This is a genomic window from Pseudomonas sp. R76 (genome assembly GCF_009834565.1).
Classification (GTDB): domain Bacteria; phylum Pseudomonadota; class Gammaproteobacteria; order Pseudomonadales; family Pseudomonadaceae; genus Aquipseudomonas.
Map to the genome: position 1 here is coordinate 4,482,235 of NZ_CP019428.1, position 14,984 is coordinate 4,497,218.

At 52.5% G+C, this 14,984-nt stretch carries 16 protein-coding genes and 2 pseudogenes; 13 read left to right on the top strand and 5 right to left on the bottom strand.

Features of this window, described 5'->3' with window-relative positions; genetic code table 11:
* Positions 1 to 134 precede the first annotated feature (134 nt).
* From PspR76_RS19985 to PspR76_RS20000, 4 genes are all read left to right on the top strand, one after another.
* Positions 135 to 767: a hypothetical protein gene (locus tag PspR76_RS19985; protein WP_159958080.1), complete on the top strand. Its 633-nt coding sequence runs from the start codon at positions 135 to 137 to the stop codon at positions 765 to 767.
* A 340-nt stretch (positions 768 to 1,107) separates the two neighbouring features.
* The gene (locus PspR76_RS19990) at positions 1,108 to 2,073 is read left to right on the top strand and encodes an endonuclease (protein ID WP_159958081.1); all 966 of its coding nucleotides are present in this window, start codon (positions 1,108 to 1,110) and stop codon (positions 2,071 to 2,073) included.
* A 13-nt stretch (positions 2,074 to 2,086) separates the two neighbouring features.
* Positions 2,087 to 2,545 (top strand): thiol-disulfide oxidoreductase DCC family protein, encoded by a 459-nt coding sequence (locus tag PspR76_RS19995; protein ID WP_159958082.1) that lies wholly within the window; start codon positions 2,087 to 2,089, stop codon positions 2,543 to 2,545.
* A gap of 512 nt (positions 2,546 to 3,057) precedes the next feature.
* Positions 3,058 to 3,660 (top strand): DUF262 domain-containing protein, encoded by a 603-nt coding sequence (locus tag PspR76_RS20000; RefSeq protein WP_159958083.1) that lies wholly within the window; start codon positions 3,058 to 3,060, stop codon positions 3,658 to 3,660.
* A gap of 693 nt (positions 3,661 to 4,353) precedes the next feature.
* Here the strand turns inward: PspR76_RS20000 and PspR76_RS20005 are convergent.
* Positions 4,354 to 6,357 (bottom strand): AAA family ATPase, encoded by a 2,004-nt coding sequence (locus PspR76_RS20005; protein WP_159958084.1) that lies wholly within the window; start codon positions 6,355 to 6,357, stop codon positions 4,354 to 4,356.
* Between the two features lie 218 nt (positions 6,358 to 6,575).
* On the opposite strand from PspR76_RS20005, the gene PspR76_RS20010 reads away from it, so the two are divergent.
* The 3 genes from PspR76_RS20010 (at position 6,576) to PspR76_RS20020 (ending at position 8,426) form a co-directional block, all read left to right on the top strand.
* Positions 6,576 to 6,794 (top strand): hypothetical protein, encoded by a 219-nt coding sequence (locus PspR76_RS20010; RefSeq protein ID WP_159958085.1) that lies wholly within the window; start codon positions 6,576 to 6,578, stop codon positions 6,792 to 6,794.
* 67 nt (positions 6,795 to 6,861) lie between these two features.
* A complete protein-coding gene (locus tag PspR76_RS20015; RefSeq protein WP_159958086.1) occupies positions 6,862 to 7,416 on the top strand; it encodes a restriction endonuclease in 555 nt (184 codons plus the stop codon).
* A gap of 194 nt (positions 7,417 to 7,610) precedes the next feature.
* A complete protein-coding gene (locus PspR76_RS20020) occupies positions 7,611 to 8,426 on the top strand; it encodes a DUF1206 domain-containing protein (RefSeq protein ID WP_159958088.1) in 816 nt (271 codons plus the stop codon).
* Between the two features lie 33 nt (positions 8,427 to 8,459).
* On the opposite strand, the pseudogene PspR76_RS31310 reads toward PspR76_RS20020, so the two are convergent.
* A pseudogene (locus PspR76_RS31310) lies at positions 8,460 to 8,664 on the bottom strand (hypothetical protein).
* Between the two features lie 645 nt (positions 8,665 to 9,309).
* Entirely contained in the window at positions 9,310 to 9,864 is a 555-nt protein-coding gene (locus PspR76_RS20025) for a hypothetical protein (RefSeq protein ID WP_237235775.1), read from the bottom strand.
* Between the two features lie 303 nt (positions 9,865 to 10,167).
* On the opposite strand from PspR76_RS20025, the gene PspR76_RS20030 reads away from it, so the two are divergent.
* From PspR76_RS20030 to PspR76_RS31700, 4 genes and pseudogenes are all read left to right on the top strand, one after another.
* Positions 10,168 to 10,635 carry a transcriptional regulator gene (locus tag PspR76_RS20030; RefSeq protein ID WP_159958092.1) on the top strand — a complete coding sequence of 156 codons (468 nt, stop codon included), beginning with the start codon at positions 10,168 to 10,170 and terminating at the stop codon, positions 10,633 to 10,635.
* 324 nt (positions 10,636 to 10,959) lie between these two features.
* Entirely contained in the window at positions 10,960 to 11,961 is a 1,002-nt protein-coding gene (locus tag PspR76_RS20035) for a metallophosphoesterase (RefSeq protein ID WP_159958094.1), read from the top strand.
* A 68-nt stretch (positions 11,962 to 12,029) separates the two neighbouring features.
* Positions 12,030 to 12,638: pseudogene (locus PspR76_RS31320) on the top strand (histidine phosphatase family protein); the annotation flags it as partial.
* Between the two features lie 222 nt (positions 12,639 to 12,860).
* Positions 12,861 to 13,181, top strand: coding sequence for a DUF7693 family protein (locus tag PspR76_RS31700; RefSeq protein WP_177009708.1), 321 nt, complete (start codon positions 12,861 to 12,863; stop codon positions 13,179 to 13,181).
* A 305-nt stretch (positions 13,182 to 13,486) separates the two neighbouring features.
* On the opposite strand, the gene PspR76_RS20045 is transcribed toward PspR76_RS31700, so the two are convergent.
* Complete coding sequence (locus PspR76_RS20045; protein WP_159958098.1) at positions 13,487 to 13,735, bottom strand: CsbD family protein; 249 nt, start codon at positions 13,733 to 13,735, stop codon at positions 13,487 to 13,489.
* A 100-nt stretch (positions 13,736 to 13,835) separates the two neighbouring features.
* Positions 13,836 to 14,015: a CsbD family protein gene (locus tag PspR76_RS20050; protein ID WP_003191424.1), complete on the bottom strand. Its 180-nt coding sequence runs from the start codon at positions 14,013 to 14,015 to the stop codon at positions 13,836 to 13,838.
* A 219-nt stretch (positions 14,016 to 14,234) separates the two neighbouring features.
* On the opposite strand from PspR76_RS20050, the gene tnpA reads away from it, so the two are divergent.
* Both tnpA and tnpB read left to right on the top strand, forming a co-directional pair.
* Positions 14,235 to 14,612, top strand: a complete 378-nt coding sequence (gene tnpA, locus PspR76_RS20055) for an IS66-like element accessory protein TnpA (RefSeq protein ID WP_159953426.1) — start codon at positions 14,235 to 14,237, stop codon at positions 14,610 to 14,612.
* Positions 14,609 to 14,953, top strand: coding sequence for an IS66 family insertion sequence element accessory protein TnpB (gene tnpB, locus PspR76_RS20060; protein WP_078824259.1), 345 nt, complete (start codon positions 14,609 to 14,611; stop codon positions 14,951 to 14,953). The genes tnpA and tnpB overlap by 4 nt, the downstream gene beginning before the upstream one ends.
* Positions 14,954 to 14,984: the final 31 nt, after the last annotated feature.

Here is a 14,984-nt window from a genome sequence, read left to right on the forward strand (position 1 = left end):
AAGATATTTCAATCGGCCAGTCTGGATTAAAAATATGACTCGTATAGGTAAGCCCTAGGCGCGTTACCCAACCTTCAACACAATTGATAATTCAATGCGGATAATCGACTCTGCATAGACGACAGGAGAATGACATGCGCGTTCCTATTTATCCCGCAGACCTTAATGCAGACAGCGGGTTTACTCGAGTTGCAGAATCCTTAAAACGCGATTGGCCAGGTGAAGAGCCTATCGGGATCTCCGAAGCGCAGAATCTGCTCGCCAAGTGCTTAGGGTATTCTGATTACCATCAGGTCAAATCGACAACGCCAGCTGAAGGCGCAGCTTATCCGTCCCTAGCAATCGTGGTAGCCCACTGCATGAAGACCCTTTCTTCTGAATTGATTGGTAGTGGTCGGGCTAAATTTTTCGACCTCGGTCGACTACAGGTGCAGGTTACCGATTGGCCATTCTTGCAATTAAGCGTCTACCGTGACCATTACGGCCACTCTGATAATCATGTGGTCAACCAGGCAGTAAATGCCGAACTAATTGAGGCATTCTTATCCACTCAGAAGGCTAGGCCTACCCAAGGCACCAGCGAACTCTCCATTGAGAAACTCCAGTCAATGACTGGTCATAAGCCGACGAACTCGACCTTGGTGTGCGCGAAAACTTCGATGGGCGCATGTTTCGATGAAACGTTTGATAGCGACAATCATAGCTCAGCTTTCCCTGATGGAGATTCCATTGAGTGCGGGTCATCAACCCATCGGACGCTCCACTGAGCATTTAAAAATCTTTGACTGAGTACAAAATCGCCCGCTTGCACCTCTGCGCGGGCGAATTCGCATGTTGCGCGCAGGGCAAATGCAGCCGTTGCTTACTGATTTGAGCATTATCGCTCCGTACCGCAATAGGTACGCAAACAGGTTCAAAACAATTATTCAAAGCTACGGTGGGAATGCATGGAGTCGTATGAGCATCGACTTTAGACGTGCCTCCATTATCCCGCTAATATATAATCGACAAGTTAAAACTCATGGATGGGCTTGCATGGACAACGGCAAGCATCATGGGAGAGCTTGGGTATACAATACCCTGCCCTGATTTCTAATTCGATCAATAATGAAAAAGCTGTTTTACATATTAGCCCTGTCCCTATCCACGATCAATCCTGCCCTTTCGAATCCCCCCTCCTCCTTCTCCGAAGCGAAAGTCATAGCCAAGCAGAAGGTTTATCTAGATCAGGCAAATAGCACTGAAGGCGACCTGTACTGCGGCTGCAAATGGACTTGGGTCGGGAAGTCTGGTGGTCGCATTGACGCTGACTCCTGTGGACTTCAAGCCCGTAAGCAAGAAACCCGCGCGGAGCGTACTGAGTGGGAACACATTGTTCCAGCATGGACTTTTGGCCATCAGCGACAATGCTGGCAGAGCGGTGGACGCGAATACTGCGTCAGCAATGACCCTGTTTTTAAGGCAATGGAAGCCGATCTGTTCAACCTCTACCCTGCGGTTGGAGAGGTCAATGGCGACCGCAGCAATTTCAATTATGGAATGGCTACCCAGGTCGCACCACAGTATGGACAGTGCAAAACCAAAGTCGATTTCGAGCAGCGGACGGCTGAACCACGAGACGAAGTGAAGGGTTTGGTAGCAAGGACAACCTTCTACATGTTCGACCGGTACAACCTTAAGATGTCTCGCCAGCAGCAACAGCTACTAATGGCATGGGGCAAGCAGTTTCCAGTTACGCCCTGGGAACAGGAGCGCAATAAACGTATCACCGCGATCATGGGGCATCCCAACCCTTTCGTGACTCAAGAACGCAGTTGGACTCAGGGCTATAAGACGGTGGGCGACGGAGTAGCCATCGGCCTTACGGCAAAGTCGGTGCAATCACAAAAACCGACATCGGTATCCCGCTCCAAATCAGTTGGTAGCATCATCGGCAATAGTAAAAGCCATGTTTACCATCTACCTGAAGGTTGCCCAAGCTACGACAAGGTATCCTCGAAGAACCAGGTAACCTTCGACTCAGAATCCGCTGCTAAATCTGCGGGCTACCGAAAGGCAGGGAACTGTAAATGAAACAGCAGACTGAATGACCACGAAAACCGAATCCCCTGCCCCGTTCCTACAATCGGGCGACACGGCAGTTCTCTTCGATGGCACATGCAAGCTCTGCAACGGGTGGGCTAGGTTCATCATCCACTATGACAACGCTCACCGAATTCAACTCGCTGCGGTTCAGTCGCCTGAGGGCCAAGAGCTTTTGAGGTGGGCCGGACTGCCGCAGGACAAATTCAACACCATTGTTCTCATCTCAAACAACAAGGTGTCCATACGTTCTGAGGCGATGTTCGAGATTTTAGGTCGCCTAAATGCCCCGTGGCGCTGGCTCACGGCTGCACGTGTTGTACCAGCAGCAATGCGAGATTGGATGTACGAAAAAATCGCGGTAAATCGCTATCGGTTGTTTGGTCAGTACGACTCCACCCACCTTCCAGCGGCAGATCACGATAAGCGCTTTTTGAAAGCAAACGTCGCATTGGTTCACTAGACCTCAGATTCAGGCGTCAGGGTCGGTGATATATGATCGAACGCATGGTCTTTTCGCTTTCCACTTTACAGATATCGCGAATGCCTTCTATTGCTGAAGGGGGCATTCGCGTCTCTGCAGCATCTGCACAAAAATCCTCCATTCAGCTCAAGTTTTGCCAAAACACACCGTTTTCAATTGTATGTACACGGTGAGAAATCAGCCTTGACCCAATCAATGTCTTCATCCATTCAGATTCTGCGGGGAGCGATATCGTTTCCCGAGACGATCCAGGGCACCCGTCAGCGGAGAACCTGGGAACGACTGATTAGTTACATTGAGTCATCCGACTCACCTTCCGCATTCGATAAGGCAGCATCCTACATCGAAGGCTATGTGCACGCGCTTGTCGATAGCGACCAGATCCACGTTTCTATCGAACGAGATCTGTTGATCATCGAGACGGTCGACGCTTGGCGATGCACCCGTACTGAATCGAACACTTCGCCTTATCTGAACGCCCCAGGAAAACCATGACTTCCTTTTTTAAACGCTACGCCGACGGCGGAACATCAGACCTACACATCCATATGCCGCAGCGTCTTCTGCCCACGACCGTCAGTCATTGTCCCATCGAGGTCTTAGTGGGCCACTGGGAAAAGTATCTCGTAGATCCCTCCTCCGCTCATGAGCATTGTCCATGGGCAGCGCGATTCGTTATGGGCATGCCCGTGCCAACCTGGTCGCGCGGGCTGGAATGGAACATCGGACAGAAGTCTCGCTTCATCTCAGCAGTATGGTCAGGTGGGGATCTGGGGAGCTACCTCACGAATGACTGGTACGAGCCAGAGATCGCTGGCAGGGCGTTGGCCGAAAACAGCGAGATTCTGGTTGATGGTCAGCAACGCCTTCACAGCCTGGAAGAGTATCTGCTCGACCGGCTGGCGATCCCTGATGCACAAGGGCAGCCGAGGATCTGGTCTGAGCTCGGCAATGGCGAGCGGAGGCGTTTTTTGTCGACTATTTTCGCTCATGCGAGGGTGTCTTCCGGCGAAGAAGTAGCGTTGCGCAAAACGTATGATCTTTGCGCACAGGGAGTTGTGTCCCGATCATTTGATCAGCGCACCTTTCGGTAGTCATCGACGCTGCGGTTGTCGTGGCATGCCCTTTCAGGGACGGCTGTCGTTAACCAAGCCCAGTCGTGGACTGGTCTTGGCCCTTCCGGCTTCCATCCTCATGCTCTTCGACCCTCCTGGTCTGCGCGCTCCGCTTGCAGAGCGATCCGGCAAACCTTCTTGCTTGGACATTGGCTACCGCTCCCACATACTGCTGAGCATCCGATCAAAGATGAGGCCGGGCAAATGAGTTGGCTCTTTTGGAAAGACAAGCGCCCCGAGTGGGTTCAGGCACAAGAACGAGAATTCATTAAGGCTGCGAACCGCCTAAAGAAGCTTCAGGTAACGCCTCGCGGTGGCATGCGCATTGACCCCGAGGAGCTCAGGGATCAGATCCTTGAGGCCCGAGAGTTATACAAAGACTTGGTTCAAAAATAACGTTAGTGAGCAGGCAATCTGTTTGCAGCCAAAGGCCTTTAGCGTGGTTTCAGAACTACAAAACAAAGGTGCCCACAGAAGCTCGACTTACTGACACCATGGCCCCAGGTCGGCGGGTTTTCGATGATATCGATTAAGGCACTGAGCTCGTACTGCATGCGCTCAAAGATCCGGTTGAGTCGGGTGACTGCGCCCATCAACCAGGACTGATCGGCACTTTTTAAGTGCTGGGTGGCTGGTCGGCCTCTCGCAAACAACCAGCCCTCCAGTACATCTCTATTCCAAATAGGTGTTGATCGCCTTGAATAAGGCAGCAAAGCGAGACTTGGTCGCGGCATCAACCTTGGTTACTGGAGTCGTGGTAAACGTCGCGGCAACCGTGTAGTGGTTGAATCCACCGCTGGGCCTTAACTTAATATCGCGACTCTTAAGCATCTGTTCGATGCGCTGCACAATCCTGTCGCCAGCGGGAAGATCTTTCTCTTCGATGACCACACCGGAGAGCTGCTTTGCAAACGCCTTGTTGAAGCAAGCCAAGTAGGTCTTAACCGAAAAAAGATCCTCGATGTCGCTAGGAACAGTATCCCGGCCCAGATTTTTCAGATCACGGAATTGCGACGCATTGAAGACTGCTTTTTTCTGCACAAGCTTTTGGTGGATGAGGCTCTCAAGCTTTTGATCCTGACGACCACTGAAGTCCAGAAGCAACGCGACTGACAGTCCGTTGGCCCCAAGAAGAGAAGTGAATGTCGCGACGTTGTTGAGCCCTCCTACTGGGACAATCGTTGTACGACTATCCAGCCCCGATTCCCCGCTGGTATCAAGAATAGCCGACATCGCCTGCAAATAAGCTAGCTCCGATATCCCTTCAACTAAGAGATTGGTCTTGCTGATAAACAGATTTTGGGCAACGTTCCAACCTAGGGCTGCTTGGAGTGGGAAAATTGTACGGGGGTCGGAACCTGACAGATTTTCGGAAATCGTCGTGCCGATATCTGGCTTATCCTCGACAATTCGAACCTGATTAAGCCGATCCGATCTGACCATAAAAGGTGAGTGAGTTGTATAAATGACTTGGTGCGTATTCGAAAGGCTATCGATGTAGTTCAGGAAATCCTCTTGGGCCAAAGCGTGCAATGCCAAGCCCGGCTCATCAAGTAGAAGGATTAAGTCGGTGGAAGCATTCACGCCAGAAGTCGCTAGCTGTGCCTGCACGCTATCAAACCAAACCAGGAAACTAAAGAACCAAATGAATCCCCTACTGCGCTGATCGAAGGGTGTAGTCACGCCCCGATGACGCCGATTTTTGATCCTAAGGTAGAGATTCGGCCCATTGTCAAAAGGAGCGACATCAGTGGTGTCTGGTCTGATATCAACCTCCACCTCCAAGTCCTCATTTTGTCTCCAAAATTCAAGCACCTTATCGGTCAGATTGATCGAAACACCTTCTACTTTCGCCCTCATCTCTTCGTAGGTCGTTTTCCCGTCAAAATCGTCGAGGTCGACCCCTGCGATACGCAGCAACGCAAGGATGGATAGATGTTTGGGCTCGATCAGTGCTTTTTTGGTCGGGTCGCTCTTCACAGTAGCAAGGCGACTTTTCAAGTCTGCGAGGTTGATTTTGCCTGGAAGCAGGTCGTAATCGCTGAAGTACAGAAATTTAGGCAAAAGTAGTGACAGTTTTCGCCATACCTCGTAATGCGTAATCGGGCTGTCCTTCCAAGGAGAGGCATCGATTCTCTTCTTCAGCCCGTCCGCAAACTCGGTATCCACATCAGTCAGATTGATCTGACTCAGAGTGGTGTAGGCAGCGCGAATCGAGTCTGAGCCGGAAATCGCTTTAACGGCATCGGAGGACAGCCCAGGCGTCTTGGCTAACGCGTCCATTACTGGGGCTTCGTCCGCGCTAACGGAGATTGATCGGCCATTTCCGTAGTTATGGGTCACGCTGAAGGTGAAGCTTTCACCCAACTGTGTGTGAAGGGATTTATTGATAGATTCACGTTCGGCCTTGGTCGGTTGGAAGGTGAATTCCACAACTCTCTCGGGCTCAGTTTCATGTTTGCGCAGATAGGCCGTAAGGTTTCTCCGTGGATAGTCGTCAGTGGGGTTGAAGGACTCCACGCCCAGCGCATCATGGGATTTATGCAACGCTTTCAAAAAGACCGTTTTTCCCGCCTCGTTCATGCCGACGAGGACAGTGACATGAGGATCAATAGCAACGCTTTGGGAAGTGTTGATAGATCGGTAAGGCCCTACTGCAGCGTTCGTTAAGATCACAGGCTTTTTCCAGGCAGTCGAGAAAGACTCAAGCGTAGCTCAAGTGAACTAATACTCCAGTCCCCTCGATAGTATTCTGCCATCATCTAACTGGCAGGTGGTCTGGGCCCAGCACTCGAAACCATCCGGGACTCATCAAGCATTTTAGAAGCTTTAAGGTGAGCGGCTTATCTCCTCTATGCAAGGCGATCACTACATCATTCTCAAGGAAGACCGTCATGCCAAAGGCCTTGAACTACAAAATCGCCACAGCGGACGCCCTGACATTGCTGCTGCATAACCAGCACGCACTAGGTGCAGCAATAGAAGAAATAACCAAGTGGCTTTCAGAAAATGGAGTAGGAAGCGTCGCCGCTGATGCGATGTCGGCCATGGAAGCGCTGGACGCAAATGCTCAAGCCATCACCGATTCCATTTTGAGGATTCGACGGTCTTAGGTGCTGCTTCCAGAGCCCTGCGCACCTATCGCACCACTGCCAATTCGACTGAACGATAAGGAAAAGAATGTTCCCACCAATGGCGAATCCCAACCTCGAAATTACCGCCACTGAATTCGAGTTCTTGGTCAGAGACTGGATCCTTAAACAGGGAGGTGAACTGACATCGCTGGAGGTTACGCACGACGCAAAAGTCGAGGCCTACGACTCAACCTACCAGATCGACGTGCTGGCTAAATTCCAGGCCTTCGCAGGTGCCGAATTCATCGTGCTGATTGAGTGCAAAAAATACCGTAACGCAGTCGAGCGGGAGCTGGTTCAGGTACTGCACGACAAGGTGAGATCTGTGGGCGCTCATAAAGGAATGCTGTTCACCACAACAGGGTTTCAATCTGGAGCGATAAAGTACGCTACGGCACATGGTATAGCCCTGGTCTCGATAATCGACGGTGTAGCTACCTACGAAACTCGCTCGGCGTATCCGGTTGCGGCGAAGCCACCGACTTGGCTCAACCTTCCGAAATTTGCGCTTTGGCACGTCGGTGAAAATGACGCCGGCAACATCACGATGAAATCCTTGGGACGTGCTGATACGGAGCTCAACGAGATGTTTGGTGACTAAACCTAACTCTCCAGCCTAGGTACCTATAAACCTCCACGGTAGTGGGTTCTCCATGAAATCGATGAGTGTGCTGCACTCATTTTTTATGCCGGTAGGCGTCTTGGGTAACGAATTCGGCGCAGTCACCGGCTTGCTATAGAACCCAACCCAGCGAGAGGGGTCTGCTCTTGTATCAGATCTCGGGAATACATCGAATGTCCGCGCAACACAGCCTAGTAATACTTGCTCGTGGAGGCTACGCCGCTCGGGGACTGCTTTATTTGGTCATCGGTATTTTCGCATTGCTCGCAGCACAAGACTCGACAAAACCGAAGGACAGCCACAAGAGCCTGGAAGCATTGCTGAGCCAACCATTCGGCTATTTTTTGGTTGGGCTTGTGGTGGCGGGTCTGCTCGCGTTTGCGGCTTGGCGCGTCCTTCAAGCTACGCGTGATGTCGATCATCACGGCAAAGAATTCAAAGGCTTGGTGATTCGCGCAGGCCTGTTGGCGGGAGGTATGGTCAACGGCGCTCTTGCGTTTTTTGCGTTGAGCCTACTCATTAGCGGTATTAAAAGTTCGGGCGATTCCGGAGGGCAAACCAAAGACTGGCTAGCGCATTTTTTGTCTTGGGATCACTCGAATTTGTTGGTGTACTTTATCGCTCTCGTTCCCCTTGGCGTGGGTGTTGCTCACATCATCAAGGGATGGAAGGCGTCGTTCGAGAAATACTTTGAAGCTGACGAAGACGTCATGCGGTATGTCCGTCCGGTGTCGCGGTTCGGCCTCATAGCCCGAGGGGTTGTTTTTATAGAAATTGCGGTGCTGCTGGCAATTAGCGGTTCCACTTATCAAGCCATGGATCCTCCTGGTATGAAGGAATCACTGGATGCGCTCCAAAATCTACCTGCTGGATGGTTGATTTTGATGGTGATGGCCTTAGGGCTAATTGCATTCTCGGTTTACAGTTTCTCTGAAGCCTTTTGGCGAAAGATCAACATGGATGTTCCGGGAGTACCGAGCAGGGGTTGATGAGAATCGGAAGTCTCACCGCCATGAGGAGCCTTACTCGCACCAAAGCCTCAATGTTGGCGGGTTGTCCACGATATCGATGGACGTACTGAGTTCGTCTTGGATGTGCTCGAAGACTTTTTCGAGACGCGGATGAGCTTTCGATTCTCGCAGTGCATTTACTAATTCCAGAAGCACTCGACCCCGGGGCTAGCGGCATCTGGATATCGCAGTACACCGTGTCATCGTCTTGTCCCATGCCCTCACCCGCTCAGTCTTTTTTACTGATTTCTTGCGGCCCTATGCTGCTCCAGGTGTCCCATCTCTGCTTCCCAACTCGCCAGGAATTTATCCCAGCCTGAGGCGTAAGGCCCATCGACCAACCTGGTCGACCCGACGCTTGCCTGGTAGAAACGCTCTCTCCAGGGTTGCGGAATAGTTCGCTCCAAAATGATGTTGATTCCGGAGTTATGGCGCATCACCGAGACAGAGTTACGAACCTGAATGAGGTCGAGTGGCTTATCGCTACAGGGGGTGTCGTTTCGCTCTTGGTCGTCGAGATCATCGAGGATGGCAAGGAGGTCGGATGCAGTGGGATCGCCAGGACGGAGGCTGGCAAGTTCCCACAGAGTCCTTCGCCTAGCGCCCTCAAGCTGACGGAGTTCATCGTGGGTCATTTTCAGCCGCATCCTTGTTTATTTGATATCGGGCAGTAGCTATGGCGTGCCGCCTGCGGCGGAAGGCTGGCGAGAACTGAGCCACGGCTGCGCCGCGTCTCAGCCCGTTGGGCGCTCATCCTGGACGCCTGCGCGCTCCGCTTGCCTGATACTCGCATGGAAAGGAAAGTCTGGCGCAGCGAGTCCGAAGCCAGGGCAGGTTTAACCGTGCCCTACGTACAGGACTATTACTTATGGAGCTTACTGAAGCGACTCGATAGCACTGCAGCTTCGGTAGTTTCCCAAGCTTCAGGATCAGACGTAGCGTTAAACATTACCCATGCCCTCCACAGGAAAAAGGCGGCAACCAAGCTCGACTCAATAACTGCAAATACCGTAGTGGTATACATATAATCTGAATTTTCCCCGAAGAAAAACAGCACTGGAAATATCGAAGCTATCCAGCCGGCGACGAAAGTTAAGCAAAATGCGATGGCCGCAGTGACCGTCAGGAAAAGCGGGACTTGATATCTATACTGGGTTGCAAATGATTTCTCGCCGTTTTGCTTTGCTAAGCCGTACAAAATGCCTGTGTTTTTTTCTTTGTCATTGTTTCTTTTAAACAGGCCATACAAAGTTGCACTCTCGCCGGCTTCTAACTCTTCGTAAAGCTTATTCGACACTTTCAAATTTGGGATAACTGCACCGTCAATGCTGACTTTAGCTTTATGTCCGCCGTTCATTCGATCAACAGATCGAACGTAGTCAACTTTTCCTGAAACTTTCACGCAATCGAACTTCATCACTCACTATCCCTGCCTTCGCTTAAAAAGTGGATCTGGTTCTTGCCAAGACGTCGCTCAGTGACGATTGCAGCAGGCTTACGCGGGCCATAAACGTCGGACTTGATGAGCGCGTCTCCCATCGAGACGTCCCTGGCCGTGTCTTAGGTGCCGCTCTCATGACCAATCCATCATCAATCCAAACATCCCGCCGCTATGATCAAACGACTGCTTGGCAAACCATATGTCACGATAATATCACTATGATCTGTTTATCGAAACACGCTTGCCGTGGCTCTATCCTCAGTTTTGAGGATCCGACTCATGCATCTGAAAGAAGCGCTGGCAGGAGCATTGCGTGGAGCTCGTGCTCATCAGGGGTTGAGTTACGAAGAGTTGGCGGGGGCAACGCACAGAACGTACGTGGGGAAGCTTGAGCAGGCTCGAGCGAACGCGACGTTGGAGAAACTGGACGAGATCGCTGACTATCTAGGCCTCGACCTTTTGACTATGGTCACTCTCGTCATTGCTGCGCAGGGTGAAGAACTCCCGTCAGAGGCTTTACAGCGTACTGCCTTGCGTGTCAGGGAATTCGAGATGTCTGGAGGGTGGCAGTTGGTGGAGGAGCAATTTAGTGACGGAAAGCTTATCAAGCGCTCCCAAGGCAAGCCAAAGCGGCCCGTTAATGCGATTTACATTCGAGCCCTGAAAGCGCAAGGTTTCGACAGGAAAACAATCGCTGAAAAGCTCGGCGTTGCCAGAAGCACAGTCCAAAAATATTGGAATACATAAGTCTGCAGAACATCAGCAATCCTGCAATCTAAGCAAATCGCGGTTTATGGCGCGCCCTATCGGGTCGGCTGTCGTAAACCATGCCATGGCTGACGCCAAGTCATGGCCCCTTGGGCTTCCATCCTCGCGCCTCCGGCCTTACAGGCCTGCGCGCTCCGCTTGTTCTGGTTATTTCCATCGACGGAAGAAACTAGGTATACCTCAGCCCTGCGCAGTGGAGTGCAGTCATCCTGTCTGTCCATATTTCTGTTGGAAGGTGCAGTCGCGGGGTGGACAATACGGGCTGGTCACTTGCTAGGTGGCAATTGAGTAAGGAACCCGCGCATGAGTCAGAAAGTCCTGAGGCTTCCTCGGAACGAGGTCGGTCGCGACTTCGTTATCGGTGACATTCACTTCAAGTCGATTGATCTCTACAAAGGATTATTGAAGCTCGGTTTCGACAAAACTATCGACCGAGTCATTGGGGTGGGTGATCTCATAGATCGCGGGCCTGGAGTCCTCGACGGCCTGAAGCTCCTTGGTGAGCCGTGGTTCTTCAGCGTTCAAGGTAACCATGAGCAGATGCTTATAAATGCTTACAGGGAAAACCCCAGCGCTCGTTACGTAGCTCATGGCGCAGGCTGGTGGTCGACCATAGCCGACGAATCGAAAGAGATGATCATTGGGAAGCTCGAGAGCCTTCCCACAGTCATAGAAATTGAGTCCCCTCGCGGTTTGGTTGGCGTTGTTCATGCTGATGTCCCTGCCGGGATGTCATGGGTCGAGTTCACTCGAGACATATCAATCCCTACTGTAGAAGAGATCGCGCTATGGGGGCGCGAGCGGATCAAAAAGCACCATCGAGAAGGTGTCAAAGGGGTCTGGCGTGTGTGCACGGGGCACACCTGGATTCCAGAGCCTGTTCGGCTAGGGAACGTTCTTGCACTTGATTGCACCGGAGGGGGTGAAGGGCCACTAGCTGTCTATTGCGTTCAGGCGGACACGATTTATGTGGAGGGGCGCCCCGTGTCACTTGACCAATCGGAGCCTGTTACCGAGCTACTGGACGAACTTGAGCAGGCTTTAGGTCATCTTAAGGCCACCACCAACGCTAACAAGCTAATTGAGTCACAACGCTTGAGCCATGAGGCCGACGAGTTAGCTCGTCGAGTGAACACTACCTGGCTGACTTTGCGTTCGGAAATTGGTGAGTCTCAGAAGTTGCTTAATGCGCTTCACGGACTCAGCTTGCTCACCGGCGAACGAAGGGAAGCTAAGCTCGAAGAGCTGAAATTCAAGCATGCAGGCACCCAGATTGAGGGATTGCTGTCGAGGCTTCTTGATTGAAGGTTGAGTACCAGTAACCTTGGGGATCTAAGAGAAATGATGGCCGAATCTGTGCGAGTATTTCGTAAATGAAGCATGTGAGACTAATACGACATGGAGAGAGCGCTGCGAACGCGGGCCAAGCCACTTTAGATCACTCGACCATTCCTCTGACTCCGAAAGGATTCGAGCAAGCGCACCTGCTGGCCCTGTCGTTCAACCATCCTCCGGCTCTGATAGTTGCCTCGCCTTTCACCCGAGCGCACTCAACCGCTATGGCGACCGCAGCGGTGTTTCCTCATATCCCTTTTGAAACTTGGCCCATCCAAGAATTCACTTACCTTGAACCCGCGCGGTGCACTAGCACAACCGTCGCTGACAGGCGCGAATGGGTGGAGGCATATTGGGCCAAAGCAGATCCTGGTTTCACGGATGGTGAAGGCGCTGAGTCATTTCTAGATTTCATAGCTAGAGCTCAGTCTTTCTTGGAGTGTCTTGCAGAGCACCCCGCCCAAAACATCGTTACGTACTCTCACGGCCAGTTCATTAACGCTGTTGCTTGGCTGATTGAGCGCAAACCGCTCGGAATTGATGGCGGAGCTATGGTGGACTGGCGTGAGTATGAGATCGCGAACCACGTGCCCAATTGTGGTCAGTGCCTGCTTTCGATAGATCCGGAGAAAGCCGGCTGGAGAGTAAGTCGGTCAGCCACTAAGGAGCCACGAATGGATGCCACTTGGCGCGTGCCGGGCAGAGCTTATCAAGTCACTCGAGATCCCGAACGTCTGCTCATTGAGGAGCGCGCCGAAACTCTCGCAGCAGCAGGCTACCCTCCACCAGATGAAGATCCGGCTATGTACACTGAGCAAATATTGAAAGAGACCAGAGCGACAGCTCGTTCATCCCAGGTAGGTAGCGTTATTGAAAACACTCCATCTGAGCTCTCAGCGAGAGAGGTATGCCAGGTATTGCGAGAGGTCACCTTCGAGCGACGGACGATGACCAAGGTGAGTCAGGCGTCTTGGGATGAGATTTATGCGGGCCATTTCGTGGTGAGCGTCGAGGGTTGGCGGATATCGATCTACAACGATTGTGACACGCTCGACTACTGCGAAGAATGCGTGAGTCCGGAAGGACGGCGATGGTCGTTTGACGCGGGTGATAGATTTGGAACTGATCCCACTGCGTTGCTCAGCACATGGGAGCATCAAACGCTTGAGCGTCTCCTAAAGGCGCTCTAGGGAGCCAATGTCGAGCGGGCCCCTGCGAGGACGGCTGTCGTGAACCAAGCCTCGCCGTTGCCGGGTCTCGGCCCTGTGGGCTTCCATCCTCCCGCCTGCGCGCTCCGCTTGCTAATGACCCCAAGTCACCCTTCCAAGAGATTTGTGGCCCAATAGCCTCGTCGTAATTTGGACGTGCTGCTTGGATAGAAGTGAGTTGTGCATACCTGCCCTCGTACCCCCGCAGCCCGCTGATGGACAGTTCTAGGGGACGGAGGCGATAAACGTTAAAGGGAGCACCCCTGTCGAAACGTCCTTTTCCTTACTCAGCGGCGAAAGAGACGGTCTAGAACCAACAGAGCAATTGCACCAATCGCGATTGCAGCAACTGGTTTCTCTTTAACGAACGTGGATACGTTGTCCAGGGCATCGCCATAGGTTTGAGTCAGCTGACCGGCAGCTTTGCGTCCCGCACCTTCGGCTTCCAGCTTCGAATCACCAAGCAGTTTTCCGACTGCGCTTTGGGCTTTACCGGCAACCTTTTCTACAACGCCTTCTACCTGCTCACTTCTCATGATTGATTAAACCTTCGTATAAGTTGGAAGCTCAGAATGAGTGAACTGCGATGGCTACCATCCGATAGCCATCCCAGCGAAACGGTGTTACCGCCTAGAACTACTTTTTGTCTACGGCGTCTTTGACCTTGCCAGCCACTTGCTGTGCTTCACCTTTCTTTTCTTGGATGGCACCTTCGACCTGTAGCTTCTCATTGCCTGTGACTTTGCCGACACCTTGCTTCACGTTACCGATAGCTTCGTTGGCCAGGCCTTTGATTTTGTCTGAAGTACCACTCATGGCTGTCTCCCGGTTAGGAATAGGTGTCCTATCTGGACAGAAAAATTGACTGGCGACTGCGACCGGGAGTTCCACGGTTGACGACTACCACTCGTCGCCGGCCCTTCGAGTGCTATCTGGAAACAGATACATCGCTGGTAACCGTCCGGCCAGCACCCTCTCCTGACAGCCCTCCAAATTAGCCAAAATAGTGGACACCATTTTTTAGTGGACACTATCTTGGATAACGTTGCCCCCGCTCGTCGAACCGGCCGCCGCCCCAACTTCTCGCTGGCGTTCAAACGCCAAGTCGTCGAGGCGACCCTCCAGCCTGGCGCCTCCGTGTCGTTGATCGCTCGTGAACATGACGTCAATGCCAACCTAGTGTTTCGCTGGCGGCATCAATATCAGGAGGGGTTATTCGGCACCGTCAGCCAGAGCGCAACGCTTTTGCCCGTCCGGGTGATTGAGGCGCCAATCGATCTGCCACACGTCGTCCAGCCACAGGCGGAGTGTCATTCCGAGATCGCAGTTGAGGTTGGAAAAGCCAGGCTGCGTATCACGGGCGCACCCGATCCGCAGACGCTGCAATTCGTCTTGCAGCAGTTGCTGCGATGATTGCTCCGCCCGCTGGAACCCGTATCTGGATCGCCGCCGGCGTCACGGATATGCGCCGTGGCTTCGATGGTTTAGCGGCACAGGTGCAGACACAGTTGGAAGCCGACCCGTTTTCCGGTCAGATCTTTGCCTTTCGCGGACGGCGCGGTGACCGGATCAAGCTGTTGTGGTGGGATGGCGACGGCTTGTGTCTGTTTTGCAAACGGTTGGAACAAGGGCGCTTCGTCTGGCCGCAAGCAACCAGCGGCAGCGTGTCGCTGACGGCTGCGCAGTTATCGATGCTGTTGGAAGGTATTGATTGGCGCAGGCCAATTCGTACAGCACCCGTCCTCGCGGTCTGACTTGCCGCGCTGAAAAAATCCCCAGTAACAT